This window comes from Rubripirellula amarantea, from assembly GCF_007859865.1.
Classification (GTDB): Bacteria; Planctomycetota; Planctomycetia; order Pirellulales; family Pirellulaceae; genus Rubripirellula; species Rubripirellula amarantea.
This window is the reverse complement of record NZ_SJPI01000001.1, coordinates 2508364-2527228: the sequence shown is the minus strand read 5'-3', so window position 1 is coordinate 2527228 and position 18865 is coordinate 2508364. Positions and strand designations below refer to the sequence as shown.

Genomic DNA, 18865 nt, shown 5'->3' with positions numbered 1-18865 from the left:
TTCAACAGATCTGGTTGCGGACGAATGTCGTTTCCAATGTCGCACCGTTATACCGCAAAAGTGGCGACGCTAGACTTCGGGCTCCCGGCTCGTCCTAGAATGGATGCCCTCGCTTGCCCTGGTTCCTTCATCTTAACGCCCGAGGCCACCTGCCCGTGACATTCTTTCGTCCTTGCATCGACTTGCACGATGGCCAAGTTAAGCAAATCGTCGGCGGAACTCTTCGAGACGACAACCAGCATTTGGTCGAGAATCACGTTGCCAAGCAGCCGCCCGAGTGGTTTGCGCGAAAATACTGCCTAGATCAGCTCACCGGTGGTCACGTCATCAAACTTGGCCCGGGAAATGAAGAAGCCGCCAAAGCTGCTCTGTCTGCATATCCGGATGGCCTGCAAATCGGTGGAGGCATCACCTGCGAAAACGCAGCGTCTTGGATCGACGCGGGGGCGAGCCATGTCATCGTGACATCGTGGTTATTTAGCGATACGGGAAAACTGGAATACGACCGCTTGGCTAGCCTAGTCGCCGCAGTCGGAAAACAACGTGTTGTGATTGATTTGAGTTGCCGCCGAACGAGCGACGACGATGATCACCCGAGTTGGCACGTGGCAATGAACCGCTGGCAAACGATCACGGAGCTTGCCATCACTTACGAAAACCTCAACCAATTATCTGATTTCGCCGACGAATTTTTGATTCACGCAGCCGACGTCGAAGGCCTGTGTGGAGGCGTGGACGAGAAGCTAGTCGAACTGCTCGGCGGATGGGCTGGCCTTCCCATGACTTATGCCGGCGGCGTGGCCTCACTAGAAGACATCGAGTTCATTGACCGCGTCAGCGGCTCGAAGCTTGATGTGACCGTCGGCAGTGCCCTAGACCTGTTCGGTGGAACCGGGGTCACGTATGAAGAATTACTACGCTGGAATCAGCGCACGAAAAACCCGATTTGATTTAGCCTCTTCTAGAACATTGGAGAGATAAAAGAAGAAGTCCAATCCGAACGGCTGGGCCATCGGTGGTGCTAAATCAAATCGGGGAATAACCGGTTTGAAATGAGATTCGGCGAATTACTCGCCGTCATGACCGACGTTGCTTCGCAAGGCGTAGCGAAGCGAATCCTCACGAGCGTCCAGGCAAATCGCCGCGATGACGTTCTCAAGCATGGGTGCTTGCGGTGCGTTTGGCTGCGTTTCAACGTGTGAAACAGCGACGCAATCAGCCGATTCGGAATCCCGCTCAGCGGCATAAGTGGTGGAATTGAACATAAATGCAGTTCCTAGCAATAGGGAAACAGTGTCGGTCGAAAGACAAATAAGAAATGAATGCGTGGGGTCCGGTGGCGGAGAAATGTTCCGCTCATTGGCCCTACCACTAAGTACGCGAAGACTCTCAGCTCAGACCGCACTTGCCCCGAAAGATTCCGGAAAAAGCTGGAAGCTATTGACAGAAATTCGTCGACGAGGATACTTTCGCGTTCCCTGGTAGCTACCGATGTGCCCCAGGAACCCTAACAAACACCCAAAACTCCGTAATTCGCGGCGTTTTTCTCTAACCTGTTCGCTGCTGATTCATGCCAACGATCAATCAACTCGTCCGCAAACGCCGTAAGCTCAAAAAGAGCCAAAGCAAGTCGCCTGTTCTCGAAAAATGCCCCCACAAGCAAGGCGTTTGTCTCCAGGTTCGGACGATGACCCCTAAGAAGCCTAACTCGGCTCTTCGGAAGATCTCGCGTGTTCGCTTGAGCAACGGCAAAGAAGTCACCGTTTACATCCCTGGTGAAGGTCACAACCTGCAAGAACACTCGATCGTTTTGATCCGTGGTGGTCGTGTTCGTGACTTGCCGGGTGTTCGCTACCAGGTCGTTCGCGGTTCACGTGACGCATTGGGCGTTGATGGCCGTAAGCAGTCCCGAAGCCGTTACGGCGTCAAGAAGAAGTAGTTTTTGCAGCATCCCACGCTGCTAATGCACTTTGCTCCATTAAAAACACACACCCACTTTCTTAGACTGAAAATCAATCCATGGGACGTATCACTTCCAGCAAAAGCCAAATGAAGGGTGACCCTCGGTTCAACTCGATGCTGGCTAGCAAGTTCATCAACTGCTTGATGCTCGATGGCAAGAAGACCACTGCTCAACGTGTTTTCTACGATGCGCTCGATGAGATTGCCAAGCGTAAGGAAGTGCCCGATCAGGAACCTATCGAGGTCTTCGAGGCTGCGATCGAGAACATTAAGCCCTACATCGAAGTTCGCAGCAAGCGAGTCGGTGGTGCAAGCTACCAAGTGCCGATGCAAGTGAACCGCTCACGCCAACAAAGCCTTGCGTTCCGTTGGTTGCTTGGTGCCGTTCGTGACAAGAAGGGCCGTCCGATGCACTTGAAGCTTGCCGACGAATTGTTGGCTGCCTACAAGAAGGAAGGTGTTGCCTACACCAAACGCGAAAACACGCACCGTATGGCCGATGCTAACAAGGCGTTCGCTCACTTCGCTTGGTAAGCAAACCCTTATCTCAACCCACGAACCGCGTTCGGACTTGTTCCCAACGCGGTTTTTTATTGCGCTTCGGGTTGTCCATTTCCCACCGCGTCGTCAAACACTCGCTGGCGAAACTACATTCCACGTAGAAGCTCGCAACGGGCAACTACGACGCTGGGCGTTTGATCGCCTCTTCGGTAAGATTCCCTCACCCTACCTACCAATCCCCGACGACCTGCTTTCACAACTATGGCCTCCGACATATCCAAAATTCGCAACATCGGCATCATCGCGCACATCGACGCGGGGAAAACCACCGTGACCGAGCGAATGTTGTACCTGTCCGGAGCCAAGCATCGCGTCGGACGTGTTGACCACGGTACCACCGATACCGATGACGACCCCGAGGAACAAGAGCGTGGCATCACGATCTTTAGTGCCTGTGTGAAGTACTCTTGGAACGCCTTCAACATCAACCTGCTCGATACACCGGGGCACGTTGACTTCACCGCCGAAGTGGAACGCTGCCTACGTGTTCTCGACGGCGCGGTTGTTGTGTTCTCGGCCCGCGAAGGTGTTGAAGCACAAAGCGAAACGGTATGGCGACAAGCTGACCGCTACAGCGTTCCGCGAATCGTTTTCATCAACAAGATGGACCGCGAAGGTGCAAGTTTTGAAAGCGTCTTGAACGACATTGGACCTCGCCTGGGTGGCAAACCGGTCCCGATCGAAATCCCCGTCGGCGAAGGCCCTTCGCACGTCAAAGATCCATTCCGAGGCGTGATTGATCTGATCGACCTGAAAATGCTTGAATTCGATCCGAGCACCGAGGGCAAAGAAGTTCGTGAAAAGGAAATTCCAGCCGAATTGCTCGACGACGCCAAACTGTGGCGAGAGCAGATGCTCGAGGCGGTTTATGACCTCAGCGAAGAAGCGGCATTGATGGCGATGGAGGAAAAGGAGGTGCCGCGAGAAATGATCATCGCGGCATTGCGCAGTGGTGTGATTGAACGGAAAATTCAGGTGCTGCTCTGCGGTTCTGCTTTGCATGGAATCGGCGTGCAACCTTTGATGACAGCGGTTGGTAACTTTCTACCTAGCCCCCTCGATCGCCCACCCGTAGAAGGTATCGATCCTAAGAAACCAGAGACGACACTCATAAGAAAACCTGACCCAAGCGAACCGTTCTGCGGCCTGGTGTTTAAAATTTTGCCTGCCAAGACGGGCGACAATTATTGGATTCGTGTCTACAGCGGCGTGCTCAAGCAAAACTCACGCGTCCAATGCCCTAACCGAAACAAGAAAGAAAACATTGCTCAGATTTGGCAAATTCATGCCACCAAGAAAGATCGAGACGGCCAAACGGATTCGGTAACCGCTGGCGATATCGCTTGCGTGATCGGTCCAAGATTCGCCATCACCGGCGATACGGTATGCGACTCGTCTGCCCTCATTGAACTGCCGAGCATCAATTTTGCTGAATCGGTGCTATCGATGGCAATCGAGCCTGAAAGCACCGCTGACAAAAAGAAGCTCGAAGAAGCACTCGACATGCTTCGACGCCAGGACCCGACCTTTCACGCTCAAGAAAACGAAGAGAGCGGACAAACACTCATTAGCGGCATGGGCGAATTGCACTTGGAAGTGATCCAGCATCGCTTGACCCGTGATTTTGGTCTGAACGTTAAGTTCTACAAGCCACGAGTGAATTACCGCGAAACGATCGGGGGCTCTGCGGATGTGGTGGGTGTTTGCAATCGACAAATGGGTGCCACTCAGATGTTCGCGCGACTTAGCGTGAAGATTTCTCCACTGGATAATCCGTCAGCTCCGGTCTTGGTCTTCGACCGACTTCCGCCCGACGCGCCGATCAGCAACACCGTTCGCGATGCCGCGATGAATGAACTTCGCGAGCGTGCCGCGGGCGGTGGACTGCTTGCCGGGTTTCCGCTTTCGGGGGTAAAGCTCGAAGCGTACGCTGCGGAAGTTGCCGAAGAGGGATCCGATGAAATTGCATTCCGTATTGCTGCGGGTGATGCGTTTGACCGCGGACTCGAGGAAGCAGGCCCCGTACTGCTTGAACCGGTTATGAAGGTTGAAGTGACAACACCGGACAACTACATGGGCGAACTGGTGGGTGACCTGCAGCAACGCCGAGCCATCATTGCGGGGACGGAAAGCCGTGGTGAAATGACAGTGATCACGGCGCATGCGCCGCTGAAAGAAATGTTTGGCTACAGCGGAGCGGTGCGAAGTTTGTCCCAGGGTCGAGCCGGCAGCAGCATGGAACCGCTGGGCTATCAACCGGCTCCCAAAGCCGATGCGGATGCATTCTTGATGTAGATCCGAAGCCGGATCGATACCGCAATCCACACGATCGGCATAAGTGTCAAGCTTTTACTGCCCCTCCAGGTGACTGGTGGTTTTTTGTAAAGCATTTCTCGGCACGCGCCTTCGGATGAGGTAACTCTTTCAGGTCCGACCAACGAAGGTTGGACTGCATGGCATGTTTTGCGCAGAAGTTCTTCGCACGTTTTGCCATGTTAATGACAGAACCAATCCTCAGTCCGAACTTCGCTGGAGGCTTCATAGCCATGGCATCAATCGCCCTCAATAGTCCTAGCGAGCCACGAGCCGCTCGCACCCGTAAGGGTTTTTCGCTCGTAGAACTTTCCGTCGTCGTGATCATCATCGGCGTTCTCGCAGCATTCGGAGTACCCCGCTTGCTACAGAACGTTGAGCGGAGCAAAGCTTCAGAAGCCTACAACTACTTAGCTGCCGTGCGAACCGCTCAAGAACGTTACTACGCGCGGCAGGGCACCTACGCAGCTGACTTTGCTGACTTGGATATGACCCAATCCGCACCAACGTACTTCGATAACCCGACAACCTTCACCGCTTCGGGCGGCGGAGATCTCGAAACGTCATGGCAACTGACCCTGACTCGCGCCGGTGCAAGCTCAGGTTACGGTGCTTACACGGTAACGTTCAATCAAGACGGTTTCGACTCAGCGAATAGCGATATTCCAGCAGCAATTAATCCGTCGCAAACCTAGTCCTGGTTTGACTTCGCAAGCTGAGCCGATCAAGGCTCAGCCATCCAATCAGTGTTATTGCTGATGAAGGCTCACACTTCACTGCAGTACTGAGTATCTGTCGTGGGGTGGTCCGTGAACTAAGCGGACCGCCCCATTTTTCACGTCGAAACCCATGTTTCCGACAAGAGGCCGCTTGCCCCCGACTTCGCACGTCTTTGGCAAGTTCATTCGCTACGGGTGTGGATATAGCACGATGACTACCAATGCCGACAATCAGTCCAGCTCGGACGTCGTCGGAATTCTGTTCATGAACGATCGACTCGACGGTTGTCGAGCTATTCAGACGTTCTTTGGCAGCATCCGCTACCAGCACGCAACCGTGTCAATCGACAACGGCGATCTTGCAACCGCACTTCAAGACTTGATGCAAATGCTCGGTGCTGGCAAGCAATCGCTGCCCATTGCCGCAGCCATTCCTACCGAAAATTGCTACTTTGCCACACGCCCGATCACCACGGGCGGTTCGACGGCGTCACCTCGTGTTCTTCTTCGCGAATCCTTGCGAAGCAATTCCGCGCGGCTCGACCAGATGGCGATCGACGTCATTCACTGGCAACCCGATCGTCGCAACGTCGCTGGCATCTGCGCTGCTCCCAACGAAACCGTCGATCGAATTCGCACCGCCGTTGCAGCAACCAAACACTCACTTCAAAGGGTCGAGCCAGCCGCGGCTTGCTTGATCGGCGTCGCACCAACTTACGAAGGACGCGAACGTCGCAACTCGCTAACCACCCGCGTATTACTCGGCAACACAAGCTTGCTTGCGGTGATGAGCCGAGGTGCCAAACCTATTCATTGGCAGCGACTTCCGTTGCCGGCGGGCGATGAAGGCACGGGAATCGTTTCCGCCATCCGAGCGCTCGAAACCGCCGCGACCGCGTGCGGACTTGATCGCACACCAGACAACGTCGTGATTCACGGTCGAAGTCAATTACGATCCTTGATGGATTCGCAATGGCTCGAAAGCAGCCTACCGGGCAACTTCCGTTGGATTGATGAACCCACGCTTGAAGGACAAGACGTTGCCAAGTCATTGGCAATGCGACTTCTTGAAGGCAATGACGAAGGCTTTGACTTGGTGCGGCAACACCGCGATCCGCTAAAGCTTCGTCGAGTGGTTCCTTATCGCGAGATCGTCGCCTATGTCGTCGCCGCGTGCGTGTTGGCTTTTGTTCAATGGACTCGCCTGGACGGAATCGAAGGTCAACGGATGTCGTTGGTCGCCACTGCCCCACCGATCATTGGCGATGGTTCCAATCCAAAACCTGAACAGGAAAACCTTTCCGCGCGAGCTGGAGCGGTCAGCCAATTTCTGGACAAGCGAGTGATGTGGAGCGGCGTACTTGCCGACGTGACCTCGAAGTTACCCGAGGGCATGCAACTCACCAACATATCCGCCTCCGCGCCAATGGCTCGTTCAATTCGAGGCAAGTCTAAGGACACTCCCGCGAAGATGACGTTGCGGGCCAAGTGTGCCTTATCTGAAGATGGGTCGATGCCAACATCACTGAACAACCTGGCGGAAAACTTCGCGGGAATCGAAAGCGTCGCTGACCACTTCGAAACTGTTGAATTGAGCGATCTGCACCGTACACGTGACTCAGAAACCGGTGTAGCAGGCGCCGAGTTCTCGGTCATTTTTACTGCCAAAACTAGGAAGGGCCGATAGCGTCGAAAGACGTCGGATGAATCATGGCCGCTCAGAAAAATTGGCGTGATGAACTTCACAATGTCGCCGAGTTCCTTCGCGATCCGTTCAAGATGCGCATGGCCGTTGCCGGTATCACGCTGGCAATCATGTGCTTCGCCATCAACGATCCGCTGCAAGGAAAAATGCAGCAAGGCAAAAGCGAGTTGTCACGACTGAAGTCGAAAGTGCAAACCGCCGAACAAGTCATGTTGCTTCGTGATCACCTCGACCAAGTTGACGACAGGATCATGAATGGGAAGGGCAATGACATTGTCGTTTCGCACGTGATCGACTTGGTTCGCGCCGAATCAGTCGACCTTATGCGGATTGATGCCAGCGAGCCTCAGAAGATGGGAGCACTTCTTTCAGTTCGTGTGAACATGGATCTACTCGGATCGTACGAATCGCTGCTCAAAATCTTGCATCGTTTCGATAGCGACGAGTACCTGATTCGTGTCGAGGAGCTTTCCATCGCTCCCCCCAACCCGAATCGGTCAACCTCGTCACTCAACGTGACCATACGAGTGATGAAGGAGAAGGCATGAGCCCCAACGTTCAAAAATTGTTGCCACCATCCTTAGTGATTGGAGCGGCTATTTATTTTGGTTGGCCTCCGTCAGGCCCCACCGTCGTTAACGAAGGAATCGCCCGAGCGACATCCGTTCGCTGGCGAGCGGATGACCTCGAACCTCCAGCTATTCCGAGTATCACCGTCGATCCGTTTGCGTCTGTGTTGGTAGTGACCGCAGAGAAGGAAGTCGAGGAAGAAACCGGTAAGTTGATTCCTGCCACGCGTCCCGCTGGACCTCCCGAACGCGAACTGCGTGCCGGCTTGTCGCTTACCGGCATCGCCAATATTGCAGGCCAGCAATGGGCAATCCTCAACAACCGACCTCGTCTACCCGGCGATGTTCTTAAGACGAACGACAACAATCGCCATGAATGCGAAATCGTGTCGGTCGAACGCGATCACGTGCTTGTCCGATGCGAAGAAACCATTGCCAAGATTCACGTCGGCAACCAACAAAGCATCACCACGACAAACGATCCGAAACCACTTGATCTTGATCCGCCCACGGACTCGTCATCAAGCGTAAACCAATTCCCAAACGTCATTCCCCCACCACCGACAAACATGGGCTCCCACAACCCACTTCATCGCTAAATATCAGATCCCAACCAACACCTTCACGGCGAATTGCCGTCCTAAACATCGCCCGAGGCGACCAATATGTCCAACGCCATTGCTCACTCATCGAAGACACGTTCCAACGATCCATTGATCGTTCGGCTGCTGCAGTCGGTGACTCAATTGGATCCTGAACGCCTCAACGATCTATACAACTCGCCGACCAAGGGCGAAGTTTCGTTTGAAGAAATGGTGATCCGAAGCGGTTTGGCAAACGAACGGCAAATTGCCGAAGCCTACGCGCGTCACTACTTGATGCCTCTGTTTGATCCACCAACCGACACACCGCCACCGGTCGATCCCGAAGTAGCATCGGTCTTGCCAAGTCGCCTGTGCCGCGACCACCTGATTGCTCCATTGAGCGATGACGGGCAAACCATCGAAGTCGCTGTCTTCTCGCCGGATTCATTGCTTCTCGCTGACGAAGTCAAGCTGATCACTGGACGGCAGATGCGACCGTTGTTCACAACGCTTAGCGTGATTGAGCGGTTGCTTTGCGTCCTCTACGAAGAAGGTTCGTGGACTGATACCGTCACGAGCACGCAAACTGCGAGCTTTGAAGAGGTCGAAGAACACGAAGAACTTGACGACGAAGAAACCGCAGAAGCTTGTGAGATTGTTCACCTTGACCAAGCTCCCCCGCCAGGCCGCGACGGGCGGATCATCAGGTACGTGAACAGCATCTTCGAACAAGCTCTACAAACACGAGCGAGCGATATCCACATTGAACCCTACGAAGACAATTGTCGAGTGCGTTTGCGCATCGACGGATCGCTAACGGAGATCGCTCCGCCACCCATGCAACTTCTCAACTCGGTGATTAGCCGATTGAAAGTACTTAGCAAGATGGACATCGCCGAGCGACGCCTGCCACAGGATGGTGCGATTGGCCTTCGTAGTGGCGATCATCGTGTGGACATGCGGGTCAATACTTGCCCCACGGTTTACGGCGAAAAGGTCGTGATGCGTGTGCTTGATAAAAACTCGTTGCCTCATGACTTGATGTCGCTGGGTCTCGACGAGCGTCAGTACCGTGATCTTTCTGAATCTATTCGCAGCCCTCACGGATTGATGTTGGTAACCGGACCAACCGGTAGCGGTAAGAGCACCACGCTGTACTCGTGCCTGAACTACCTCAACGACAGCGAAACCAATATCTGCACCGTAGAAGACCCCGTCGAATTTAAGTTCGGTGGCATCAATCAGGTACAAACGCGAACCAAGGTCGGCCTAACGTTCGCTAGCGCACTGCGAGCCTTTTTACGGCAAGACCCGGACGTGATTATGGTCGGCGAAGTTCGAGACAACGAGACCGCCGACATATGCATGCGAGCCGCTTTGACGGGTCACTTTGTTTTCTCAACTCTTCACACCAACGATGCATTGTCGAGCGTGACACGGCTCAAGGACATGGGCATCGAACCGTTTCTGCTCTCAAGTACATTGCGCTTGCTGGTAGCCCAACGATTGCTTCGTCGGTTGTGCGATGAATGCAAGGTTCCAACCCAGGTGGACGCTGATTCGTCAAAGCAATACGGCATCGACTCGAAAGCAGTGATATTCAAGCCAGGTGGATGCAGCCGGTGCCGAGACACGGGATATCGAGGACGCTTGGCTGTCTTTGAAATCATTCGTCTCAACACTCAATTATCCGAAATGATTCAATCCGGCGCCACCGTTGAAATGATGAAGAAAGCCGCTGTCGCCGACGGAATGAAGCTGCTTCAGGACAGTGCAATCGAGAAAGTTCGCTCTGGCGAAACTGGTCTCGACGAGGCCCTCAGTATTTGCGTGTCGCACTAACTCTATTTTCTTACTCCTTAACCTTCCCCTCTCGAATTTCATCCCATGTCTCTTGAATCTTGGTTCCTATCGCGTGCTCGAGTATCGGCGAAATCACATCGTCGAGCCTCGCTCGATGACAAGATGACATTTTTCCAGCAGTTCGGTTCGCTGCTCGCATCGGGTACACCGATGTTGCGTGCCTTGAAGTTGTCGGCTGAACAAAACCAGAGCAAAGATCTACGAGAGAAGATGGAAGAGGTTTCAGAGCGTGTCGCATCGGGTAGTCCGCTGCACACCTCGATGAACGAGTCAGCCGGCGCGATGTTTCCGGACCATTGGGTCGCGATGATCGCGACCGGTGAAGCGACCGGCAAACTCGATACCGTTTTGGGTGATCTGAATCGACAAATTCGCGAAGCGGCCGATACACGAAGTAAGTTCATCGGTGCGATGATCTATCCATGCGTGCTAATCGGGGTCGCTTTCTTGGTAGTCCTTGTCATGCTGTGGTTTGTGGTTCCAACATTTGGTGGCATGTTCAACGACATGGGTGCGAAGCTACCTGACATCACGCTTTTTGTTCTTGGTGCCAGTGACTTCGTCACCGCTTACGGGGTGTACGTCGTCGGCGGCATCGGCATTGGCGGATTTCTGCTGCATCGCTGGACTAAAACCGAGCCTGGAAGACGGACGATCATTTCGGTCGTCGTCGCTATTCCCGTTGTGGGTGACTTAGTGATCCAGTCCGCGATGTATCGCTTCGCGTCAAACCTCGCACTATTGCTTCGTAGTGGTGTCCCAATGCTCGAAACAATGGACACAGTCGCCGATGTTTTCCGAGCTCAACCACCGTATCGTGATTCAATACTGCAGGCCAAGAATCGAATGGCTGCTGGCCGAGCATTAGCGGACGGACTCGAAGAATCAGGCTTGTTCACATCAATGATGGTCAATGCAGTTCGAGTGGGCGAAGAGTCAGCTCAATTAGGTGCTGTCATGGAAGAGATGGCTCCCTATTACCGCGAAAAGACTCAAGCGTTCATGACGCGAACAACCAAATTGGCTGAACCCGCCATCATCATGGTGATGGGTGCCGTGATCAGCGTGGTGATGTTGGCGATCTACATCCCAATGTTCGAAATGTCTGGAACGGTCAAATGATAAAATCCAATCGTTCGGCAAAACGCAACGGTTTTTCGCTTATCGAAGTCGTCGTGACGATGACGATCATCGCGGTATTGGTTTCGTTCGCGACGCCAAGCATGTCGCGAGCGATGGAACAATCTCACGCTGACTTGGTTGGCGCGGGACTGCGTTCGATTTCGGTTGCTCAGCGTTTCTATTGGCTCGACAATCGAACCTATGCCCCCAACCTGCAAACGCTAATCGACGCTGATTTGCTCGATGGCAATATTACGGTCACGGCCGCGCGCTATGAGTTCTCGATCGCAGCCGCCGACGACACCACGTTTCAAGCCCAAGCCCGCCGCCGTTCCTTCGATGACGAAGGCAATTCGGTTTACACCGGTGCGTGGCAGGGAACATTCACGGTCGATCAAACCGGAGTGATTGGCGGCGTGGTCCAGGGTCCCGAAAGCCCAATTAGTAATGCGACACCCCAGATCTCACCGTCCTTTTAAGTCCATCTCGTCCGACGCCTCGTCATGTATTGTTCTTCAGCCGACCGATTCCGCTCTTCATTGCGAAAGGGTTCTTCCTATTTGGAAGTTCAAGTTGCAATGGTGTTGCTAGCGATTTCGACGGCAGGACTTTACTCGGTTTCGATTGCCAACACCAAGCAAACCTCAGCACTGGTCAATCGCACCTTCAACTCCTTCGCCGATGAAGATGCCGCCATCAATGCGCATCCCGATGAATGGGCTCGCAAACTGGGTGTGATTGCTGAACTTGACGAAGTCGTCTCGCCAGCAGGAACGGTCGTCCCTGATACGTTCTTTTCGAAGATCACGGACAATACGAGCGCAGCCGATAACATCTTCTTCCGCGCTTCATCCGACTATTACCAATGGTACGACTGGACAACCAGTCTCGGTTATGGTGGCAATGCAAAGTACCACTACCAGCCCACTGACATAGGTGAAGGCAGCTATACCGAACAAAGAATCACGGGCATACCCGCGGGGACTTACGAGATCCTAATCACTCATCCCACTCTTAGTGTGTTAGCGGCTGAAACGATCTATCAGATATTCGATGGGAGCGCTGCCACACCTGTTTCCGTGGTGAGCGTGGACCAACGAGTCTCTTGTAACGATACCCACTTCGGAGGCCACTCGTGGAAACGCATCGAAGTGATGCCGATCACTAGTGGCACACTGCGCATACGAATCAATGACGGTCCTGCCGGACGCAGTTTCGTGATCAGTGATGCGATCGCGGTTCGAAGTCGTCGATTCGAACTTGTGAGTGTCACCCCAAGTAACACTGGCGGTGCCACCGCTGCTCTGGAGATCCCATGATGCATCGACAGCAGAATTGTCGAAGGGGTTTCAGTTTGCTTGAGGCAACACTTGCAACGATGATGGCATCGCTTGTCGCCATCATGGCGTCGACCGCTGCGGTCGACATAAGCCGCGGTTTTGTCGAGGGCATTGCTGAAGCTCGCATGGCTACCGAGTTCCGAGTACTTAGCCAATCACTGCGACGCGATTTCGCTGGTTCGCTGCCAGAGTCCCGATCCGGTCACCCCAAACGCTGGCGATTGGTGGGGAAACAACTTGTCTCGGATACTGAATTGCAGTTGTGCTTCGATTCGCAACTTGATGGAACCGCCAATTGGTCTGGCTCGGACCGAATCATTACCTACCTCCTCGATACCGATACCAAACGATTCATTCGCAACGACAGCGTGTCAGGAAACGATTTTGTGATGGCCGAGAACGTTAGCGATATGGAGATCCTAATCGACAGCGGAGTGATTTCCCTTTGGTTTGAGTTCTCCGTTGGTGATTGGCAACGAGAGTTTCGCTTTGCCACATCGGATTTGCCATGAGTAACCCAACCAATCGCATCGCATCATCAAGTGCAGCCTATCGCCCGTCGCGAAGACGCGGCGGATACGCAATGTTGATTGTGCTCATCGTTGTCCTGAGCACCTCGGCACTAGCGGCGACCCAGATGCGGTACCTGGAAGCGGCAGCCCGTATCGAACGTGCAAGGCTCAACACCGAGAGCTATTCGAGTGGTCCGTTGACGGTGCTTTCGATTGCCATCAACCGCGTGTACACCGGCGACCCGCCAACTTCGGGATCCTATCAATACAGCCACACGGTTGGTGCCAATACAACGTTGTATCGCATCGATTACGTTCGCAACGTTGATGCCTGGACCGTCACCGCGGATCCAGATCCAACGGCTAGCACGTTGCCGTTACTGCCAGCGAGCTTCTAGACGCGTTTCACGCAGGATTGTGTTTCACCAGCTGCACCGGTGTGCCAGCCATGCGGATTGTAAGGACTGGCGAAATCGTAGTCGTCGCGCCTTCCACGGCTAGCCGATGTTGAGGATACGCTATGCAAGGACGCATGAGCATTCGAATATCTTGTGGAAACGGAGTTTCACCTGCCCCATGTCGGCTGCTTCTCTCGAACCGGGTGACGACGCAATCCGCGAGCCAAACTTTGCTCGTGACATCACTGCCATTGCGCTCGTCGCGACGACATTGATTTTGACGGTCTCCGTGGTCACACACAGTGCCGCCGATCCGATCGAAGCTCCCATTTGGCCGGTCAGCAGTCTCTACCAGCCTGACAACGTGGTGTACCCACCCAACCATTCGATCACCAATGCGTGTGGATACTGGGGTGGTCTGCTTTCATCAATGTTGCTCGACGCCATGGGGGTGGCGAGTGCGTTTGTGATTGCGGGACTCGGCGGAGTAGCAACTGCATTGATCACCAGGGGACATATGAATGCCCCCGTCCTACGATCGCTTGGCGGAACGATCGTCATTCTGGGCGTTGCGACCGCCGCTGGATTGACAACAACTCCACTCGATGGCATGCCCGTCGTTGGAAACGGTGGCTACCTCGGCGCGATGACATCAACGTGGCTGCACGAACATTTTGCGCCCGCAGGATCGTGGATCATCACAATCACCACCCTTGCGGTCGGGCTGTTACTAACGACTGATTACGCGCTTCTTTATGCGGGCCGAGCAATCGTCACTCGCGGAGCCAAGGTATCAGGCAAGATGCGTGGCGCGGCGAGATTCGTGCCTTTGGCAAACCGTCGGCGTCACCCATTCACGGATCTTGAACAGCCGATCACGATTGCCGGGGATGAAATCGACAACGTCGAAGCGACTGACGACGAAGCAGAAGAATCGACAAGTTCCGAAGCTTCAGAACGACGTGAACCGACCATCAAGTTCAATCGTGCTAAACGCAAACCAACGGGATTGGGTGCTGCTGCCGCTGCCGCTGCCGGGATGGCCGCCGCTGCGTTGACCGGAAAACCGACGGAAGAAATCGTCGACGAAGTCGCAGAAGACGAGGAAGAGGAAGATTACTGGGAAGAAGAAGAGGACGAGGAGGAGGAAGCTCCCACTCGGCAACTCGAAGTCGACGACGAACAAGTCACCTTACGACAGGACGAAGCCCACGAAACACCTCAGCCCATCGTTTCGCAACCTCGTGTGCGTGCCCCCAAACGCAAGGACAAGAAAGATCCGCGTCAAGAGTTCTACGACAGCATCAAAGACTCAGCTCCGAAAGGCAGTGAAGACTACCAACTCCCAAGTTTGGAACTGCTGCAACAAAGCGACGACATTAGCTATGAAGACCAGCTCGTTGAAGTTCGCCGCAAAGCACTCATTCTTGAAGAAACATTCAAAGACTTTGGGTTCAACATCCGTGTCGTTGAGATCGAAACGGGTCCGGTCATTGCCCAGTATGAAATTGAATTGGAAGCCGGGCTTCGGCTTAGTAAGATCACGGGACTCGCGGATGACTTGGCAATTGCTCTTCGGGTACCAAGCGTCCGGATCGTGGCGCCCATCCCCGGCAAGAATACCGTTGGTATCGAAATCCCCAACGAACATCGCCAGGTGGTGATGCTGCGCGACGTCATTGAAGAATCCGATACGCGCAGCGCCAAAATGAACATCCCTGTTTTCTTAGGCAAGGACGTTTCGGGGAATCCTATGGTCGTCGACCTTGCCAAAATGCCTCACCTGTTGATCGCTGGTCGAACGGGTACGGGTAAAAGTGTGTGTTTGAATACGATCATCTCGTCCATCTTGATGTGCTGCCGGCCGGATGAGGTTCGCATGTTAATGATCGACCCCAAAATGGTGGAATTAAGTGGATACGGACAACTACCGCACTTAATGCACCCGGTCATCGTCGACATGAAAAAGGCCGAGGCAATCCTGGCCTGGGCGGTCGAGAAGATGGAAGAACGCTATTCACTGTTAGCAAAGGTCGGCGTCCGTCACATCAATAGCTTTAACGCGCTGGGTCGCGAAGAAATACTGCGACGGCTCGAAGTGGATGAAGCCGATGATCCGAAGGATGTTCCTGACAAGCTACCGTTCATTGTCATCATCGCCGACGAAATGGCTGACCTGATGATGACGGCTGGCAAAGATGTCGAAACGCACATCATTCGGATCGCTCAAAAGTCTCGAGCGGTGGGTATTCACCTGATTCTGGCTACTCAAAAACCAACCGTCGACGTTATCACAGGCCTAATCAAGAGTAACCTTCCAGCGCGTTTAAGCTTCCAAGTGGCGTCCAAAACGGACTCTCGCGTTGTGCTAGATGAAAACGGTGCGGACAAGCTTCTCGGCAATGGTGACATGCTGTTTCTATGGCCGGGAACAAGCACACTCATCCGCGGGCAAGGCACGTACTTGTCTGACGAAGAGATCGATGCGGTCACGGCGCACTGCAGCATGGGCGAGCAAAATTTTGTCGGCGAACTGATGAATCTCAAGGTCGAAGAAGAAGGCGGTGGCGATGCGTCGATGGAGAAAATCAAAAATCGCGACGAACTCTACGACAGCGCCATCGAAGTTGTGATCCGAGAAGGACGTGGTTCTTGCAGCTTGCTTCAGCGATGCCTAGGCATCGGATACGGACGCGCTGCCAAATTGATCGACTTCATGGCCGAAGACGGAATCGTTGGTCAATACAACGGCAGTAAGGCACGCGACGTGATCATGACGATGGCCCAATGGAACGCGTTGCAAGGTATCGAAGACGACGATGCGTCAGATGAAGATGATGCGGACGACGACTCAGACGACGAAACCGAATACGAGGAAGAAGAGGAAGAGGATGGCGAAGAGTACGAGGATGAGTACGAAGACGAAGAAGAATACGAGGATGTGGAGTAACGCATTGCATCACCGCACGTCCCACTTGCCCCAAGACATGGTCAAGGAAATTGCGATTGATCCGCTGGGATGTACTCGAAATGGAAACCGCTGTACCAAAACAGACCAGCCAACGCCGCGAACACCAACACGAACTTTAACCATTGGAAGCTGATTCGATAGGTCTTGCGCTGACCTGCACGGCTGACAGGATCCGCGGCAATGAATCCACAATTTTCAGCTAACCAATAGGCAAACACACGTACTCCATCGTCGAACGCATCGCTCAACCTCGTCAGCGGTGATGCGCCTTTGAACGTCTGCGTCGTGGACGATTGTTGTTGCTGGCCGAGTAAGGCCCGCAGGTCGGATCCGATTGAAAAATTTGCTAACGTTTCTCGAATATGAGAATAGTCTTGCGGTCGTCGTCCAGGATCCTTGTCCATCATTTGCATAACGAAGTTCGCGAGTGAGCGTGGTACGGTGCGACGCAAACGATGCAGCGGAACCGGGTCGGACTCGATGGTTGCGAGTAACTTCGCTGCTAAAGTCCCCAGATCATCGGTATAATAGGGCGACTTCCCTGCCAGCAAGAAATACAAAGTGCATCCGAGACTATAGATGTCCGCACGGCAATCAACACGACGCGGATCGACCGCTTGTTCGGGAGCCATGTAATCGATCGTCCCCATCACTTGCCCCGTCGCCGTCATGGTGTGACCGTGATCGAGCGAACGTGCTAGACCGAGATCAAGAAGTTTGACGCATCCATCGTCATCCAACATTAGGTTGGACGGTTTGACATCGCGGTGAACCGTGTTTTTACTGGCAACAAAAGCTAACGCATCACTGGCTTGTAACACGATTTCACACGCATCGTTGACGCGCAGCGGTCCGTTGCGTTGAACGAGCTGGCCGAGATCCGGACCGTTCACATAGTCAGTCACTAGGAACAGCAACTTCCCCACCATCCCACCGTCGGTGGCACGGACGACGTGCGGGTGAATCAGCTTAGCCGCCATTTGCGACTCGCGCCGAAACCGTTCGTTGAGGTCGTCGTTCTCTAGTGACGTGGGCTTTAAAAACTTGATGGCGACAAGACGGTCTAGCCAACGGTGTCGTGCGGCAAACACTTCTCCGTTGCCCCCTTCACCAAGCTTCTTACCCAACTCGTACTCACCTAGAGTTCGGCCAGTCCACGAATCGTCCAACGTTGCGTTAGCGTCTTGCACGACGCCAGACATTGGATCGTGGAATTTGGCACCTGCTATCGCTTGGCCGCTGCGATGACTCGCAAGCGTCGGATGATCGCTCATGACCGCACTCCCACGGGTGTTGCCACCACGCAATTTCGTCCGACTCGTTTAGCTTCATAAAGTCGCTGATCCGCCTCCGACATCAACATTTCGGGGTTCGTCAACGTTGTGGGATCCGGGGATGCCACGCCAAAGCTAGCGGTGATGTCCAACTTTCCTGCTCGCGTCGAGAATGGCGTGTTGCAGATGGCGAGTCGACAGCGTTCAGCGATTTTGAATCCTTGGGCAGCATCCGCTTCCGGCATGACCACGCAGAACTCCTCGCCACCGAATCGAGCCAATACCTCGTCGTTGCGAAGGACACCCGATAAGCGGATGGCGAGTTCCTTTAACACTTCGTCGCCAACAAGGTGACCATAAGTATCGTTCACCGCTTTGAAGTGATCGATATCCAGGATGGCAATAGCGATCGGACGATCGAAGCGTTTGCAACGACTAACTTCTCGACCGAGACATTCCACCAAGTAGCGTTTGTTGTAAGTTCCCGTCAAACCGTCTCGCGTCATCATCGCGTAAACGGTTTCATGGTACTGCGATTCAAAATCGTTGTCGGACAAGAATCGAAAGACGCGGCTACCGAGTTGGATCCGATCGCCGGACTGCAGAACCTTTTCGTTGCAAAACTCGTTGTTGACCTGCACTCCGTTGGTGCTGTCCAGATCGGTGATTTGAAACCCGTCGACGCCACGTTCTATTTGGGCGTGCTGACGAGATACCGAGTCGTCTTCAATATGAATTGTGCATCCACTCGAGCGTCCAAGAGTTACCAAGTCGTCTAATCGGAGAGGACCGCGATCGATATCTAGGGGATGAATCTGCACGAGAAACCTAGACAAGGCTTCCGTGTCCATGCCGGAATCGTGCTGGTAGTTGACCGTTGATTGAACCGTCTGCGACATCGCGATCGGGACTTTGAGAGGACCAGGGGAAGATCTCTGGCCATACGTGCGGAGCGATCTCCATGGCCACCCT

General features: G+C 53.9%; 18 protein-coding genes. 15 read left to right on the top strand and 3 right to left on the bottom strand.

Annotated elements, in window-relative coordinates; translation table 11 throughout:
- Window positions 1–113: 113 nt before the first annotated feature.
- Entirely contained in the window at window positions 114–950 is an 837-nt protein-coding gene (hisA, locus tag Pla22_RS09185; RefSeq protein WP_207310319.1) for a phosphoribosylformimino-5-aminoimidazole carboxamide ribotide isomerase, read from the top strand.
- A gap of 117 nt (window positions 951–1067) precedes the next feature.
- On the opposite strand, the gene Pla22_RS09180 is transcribed toward hisA, so the two are convergent.
- Window positions 1068–1265, bottom strand: coding sequence for a hypothetical protein (locus tag Pla22_RS09180; protein ID WP_146514347.1), 198 nt, complete (start codon window positions 1263–1265; stop codon window positions 1068–1070).
- Between the two features lie 305 nt (window positions 1266–1570).
- Between Pla22_RS09180 and rpsL the strand changes: the two genes are divergently transcribed.
- The 14 genes from rpsL (at window position 1571) to Pla22_RS09110 (ending at window position 16598) form a co-directional block, all read left to right on the top strand.
- Complete coding sequence (rpsL, locus tag Pla22_RS09175; protein ID WP_146514346.1) at window positions 1571–1939, top strand: 30S ribosomal protein S12; 369 nt, start codon at window positions 1571–1573, stop codon at window positions 1937–1939.
- 80 nt (window positions 1940–2019) lie between these two features.
- Window positions 2020–2496, top strand: a complete 477-nt coding sequence (rpsG, locus tag Pla22_RS09170; RefSeq protein ID WP_146514345.1) for a 30S ribosomal protein S7 — start codon at window positions 2020–2022, stop codon at window positions 2494–2496.
- Between the two features lie 228 nt (window positions 2497–2724).
- Entirely contained in the window at window positions 2725–4818 is a 2094-nt protein-coding gene (fusA, locus tag Pla22_RS09165; protein ID WP_146514344.1) for an elongation factor G, read from the top strand.
- 251 nt (window positions 4819–5069) lie between these two features.
- Window positions 5070–5531: a type IV pilin protein gene (locus Pla22_RS09160; RefSeq protein ID WP_146514343.1), complete on the top strand. Its 462-nt coding sequence runs from the start codon at window positions 5070–5072 to the stop codon at window positions 5529–5531.
- Window positions 5532–5685: 154 nt separating this feature from the next.
- Window positions 5686–7242, top strand: coding sequence for a hypothetical protein (locus Pla22_RS09155; RefSeq protein WP_146514342.1), 1557 nt, complete (start codon window positions 5686–5688; stop codon window positions 7240–7242).
- A 23-nt stretch (window positions 7243–7265) separates the two neighbouring features.
- Entirely contained in the window at window positions 7266–7808 is a 543-nt protein-coding gene (locus Pla22_RS09150; RefSeq protein WP_146514341.1) for a hypothetical protein, read from the top strand.
- Window positions 7805–8428, top strand: coding sequence for a hypothetical protein (locus Pla22_RS09145; RefSeq protein WP_146514340.1), 624 nt, complete (start codon window positions 7805–7807; stop codon window positions 8426–8428). The genes Pla22_RS09150 and Pla22_RS09145 overlap by 4 nt, the downstream gene beginning before the upstream one ends.
- Window positions 8429–8494: 66 nt before the next feature.
- Window positions 8495–10255 carry a GspE/PulE family protein gene (locus Pla22_RS09140; RefSeq protein ID WP_146514339.1) on the top strand — a complete coding sequence of 587 codons (1761 nt, stop codon included), beginning with the start codon at window positions 8495–8497 and terminating at the stop codon, window positions 10253–10255.
- 45 nt (window positions 10256–10300) lie between these two features.
- Window positions 10301–11398, top strand: a complete 1098-nt coding sequence (locus Pla22_RS09135; protein ID WP_146514338.1) for a type II secretion system F family protein — start codon at window positions 10301–10303, stop codon at window positions 11396–11398.
- Window positions 11395–11877, top strand: a complete 483-nt coding sequence (locus Pla22_RS09130) for a type IV pilin protein (RefSeq protein ID WP_146514337.1) — start codon at window positions 11395–11397, stop codon at window positions 11875–11877. The genes Pla22_RS09135 and Pla22_RS09130 overlap by 4 nt, the downstream gene beginning before the upstream one ends.
- An 81-nt stretch (window positions 11878–11958) precedes the next feature.
- On the top strand, window positions 11959–12717 hold the full coding sequence (locus tag Pla22_RS09125; RefSeq protein WP_146514336.1) for a hypothetical protein: 759 nt from the start codon (window positions 11959–11961) through the stop codon (window positions 12715–12717).
- A gap of 59 nt (window positions 12718–12776) precedes the next feature.
- Window positions 12777–13250, top strand: a complete 474-nt coding sequence (locus Pla22_RS09120) for a hypothetical protein (protein ID WP_146514335.1) — start codon at window positions 12777–12779, stop codon at window positions 13248–13250.
- On the top strand, window positions 13247–13648 hold the full coding sequence (locus Pla22_RS09115) for a hypothetical protein (protein WP_146514334.1): 402 nt from the start codon (window positions 13247–13249) through the stop codon (window positions 13646–13648). The genes Pla22_RS09120 and Pla22_RS09115 overlap by 4 nt, the downstream gene beginning before the upstream one ends.
- Before the next feature lie 178 nt (window positions 13649–13826).
- Window positions 13827–16598, top strand: coding sequence for a DNA translocase FtsK (locus Pla22_RS09110; RefSeq protein ID WP_146514333.1), 2772 nt, complete (start codon window positions 13827–13829; stop codon window positions 16596–16598).
- A gap of 41 nt (window positions 16599–16639) precedes the next feature.
- Here the strand turns inward: Pla22_RS09110 and Pla22_RS09105 are convergent, their stop codons facing one another.
- Window positions 16640–17893 carry a serine/threonine protein kinase gene (locus tag Pla22_RS09105; protein ID WP_146514332.1) on the bottom strand — a complete coding sequence of 418 codons (1254 nt, stop codon included), beginning with the start codon at window positions 17891–17893 and terminating at the stop codon, window positions 16640–16642.
- Window positions 17890–18792: a diguanylate cyclase gene (locus Pla22_RS09100; protein WP_146514331.1), complete on the bottom strand. Its 903-nt coding sequence runs from the start codon at window positions 18790–18792 to the stop codon at window positions 17890–17892. Before Pla22_RS09100 ends, Pla22_RS09105 begins: the two co-directional genes overlap by 4 nt.
- Window positions 18793–18865 lie beyond the last annotated feature (73 nt).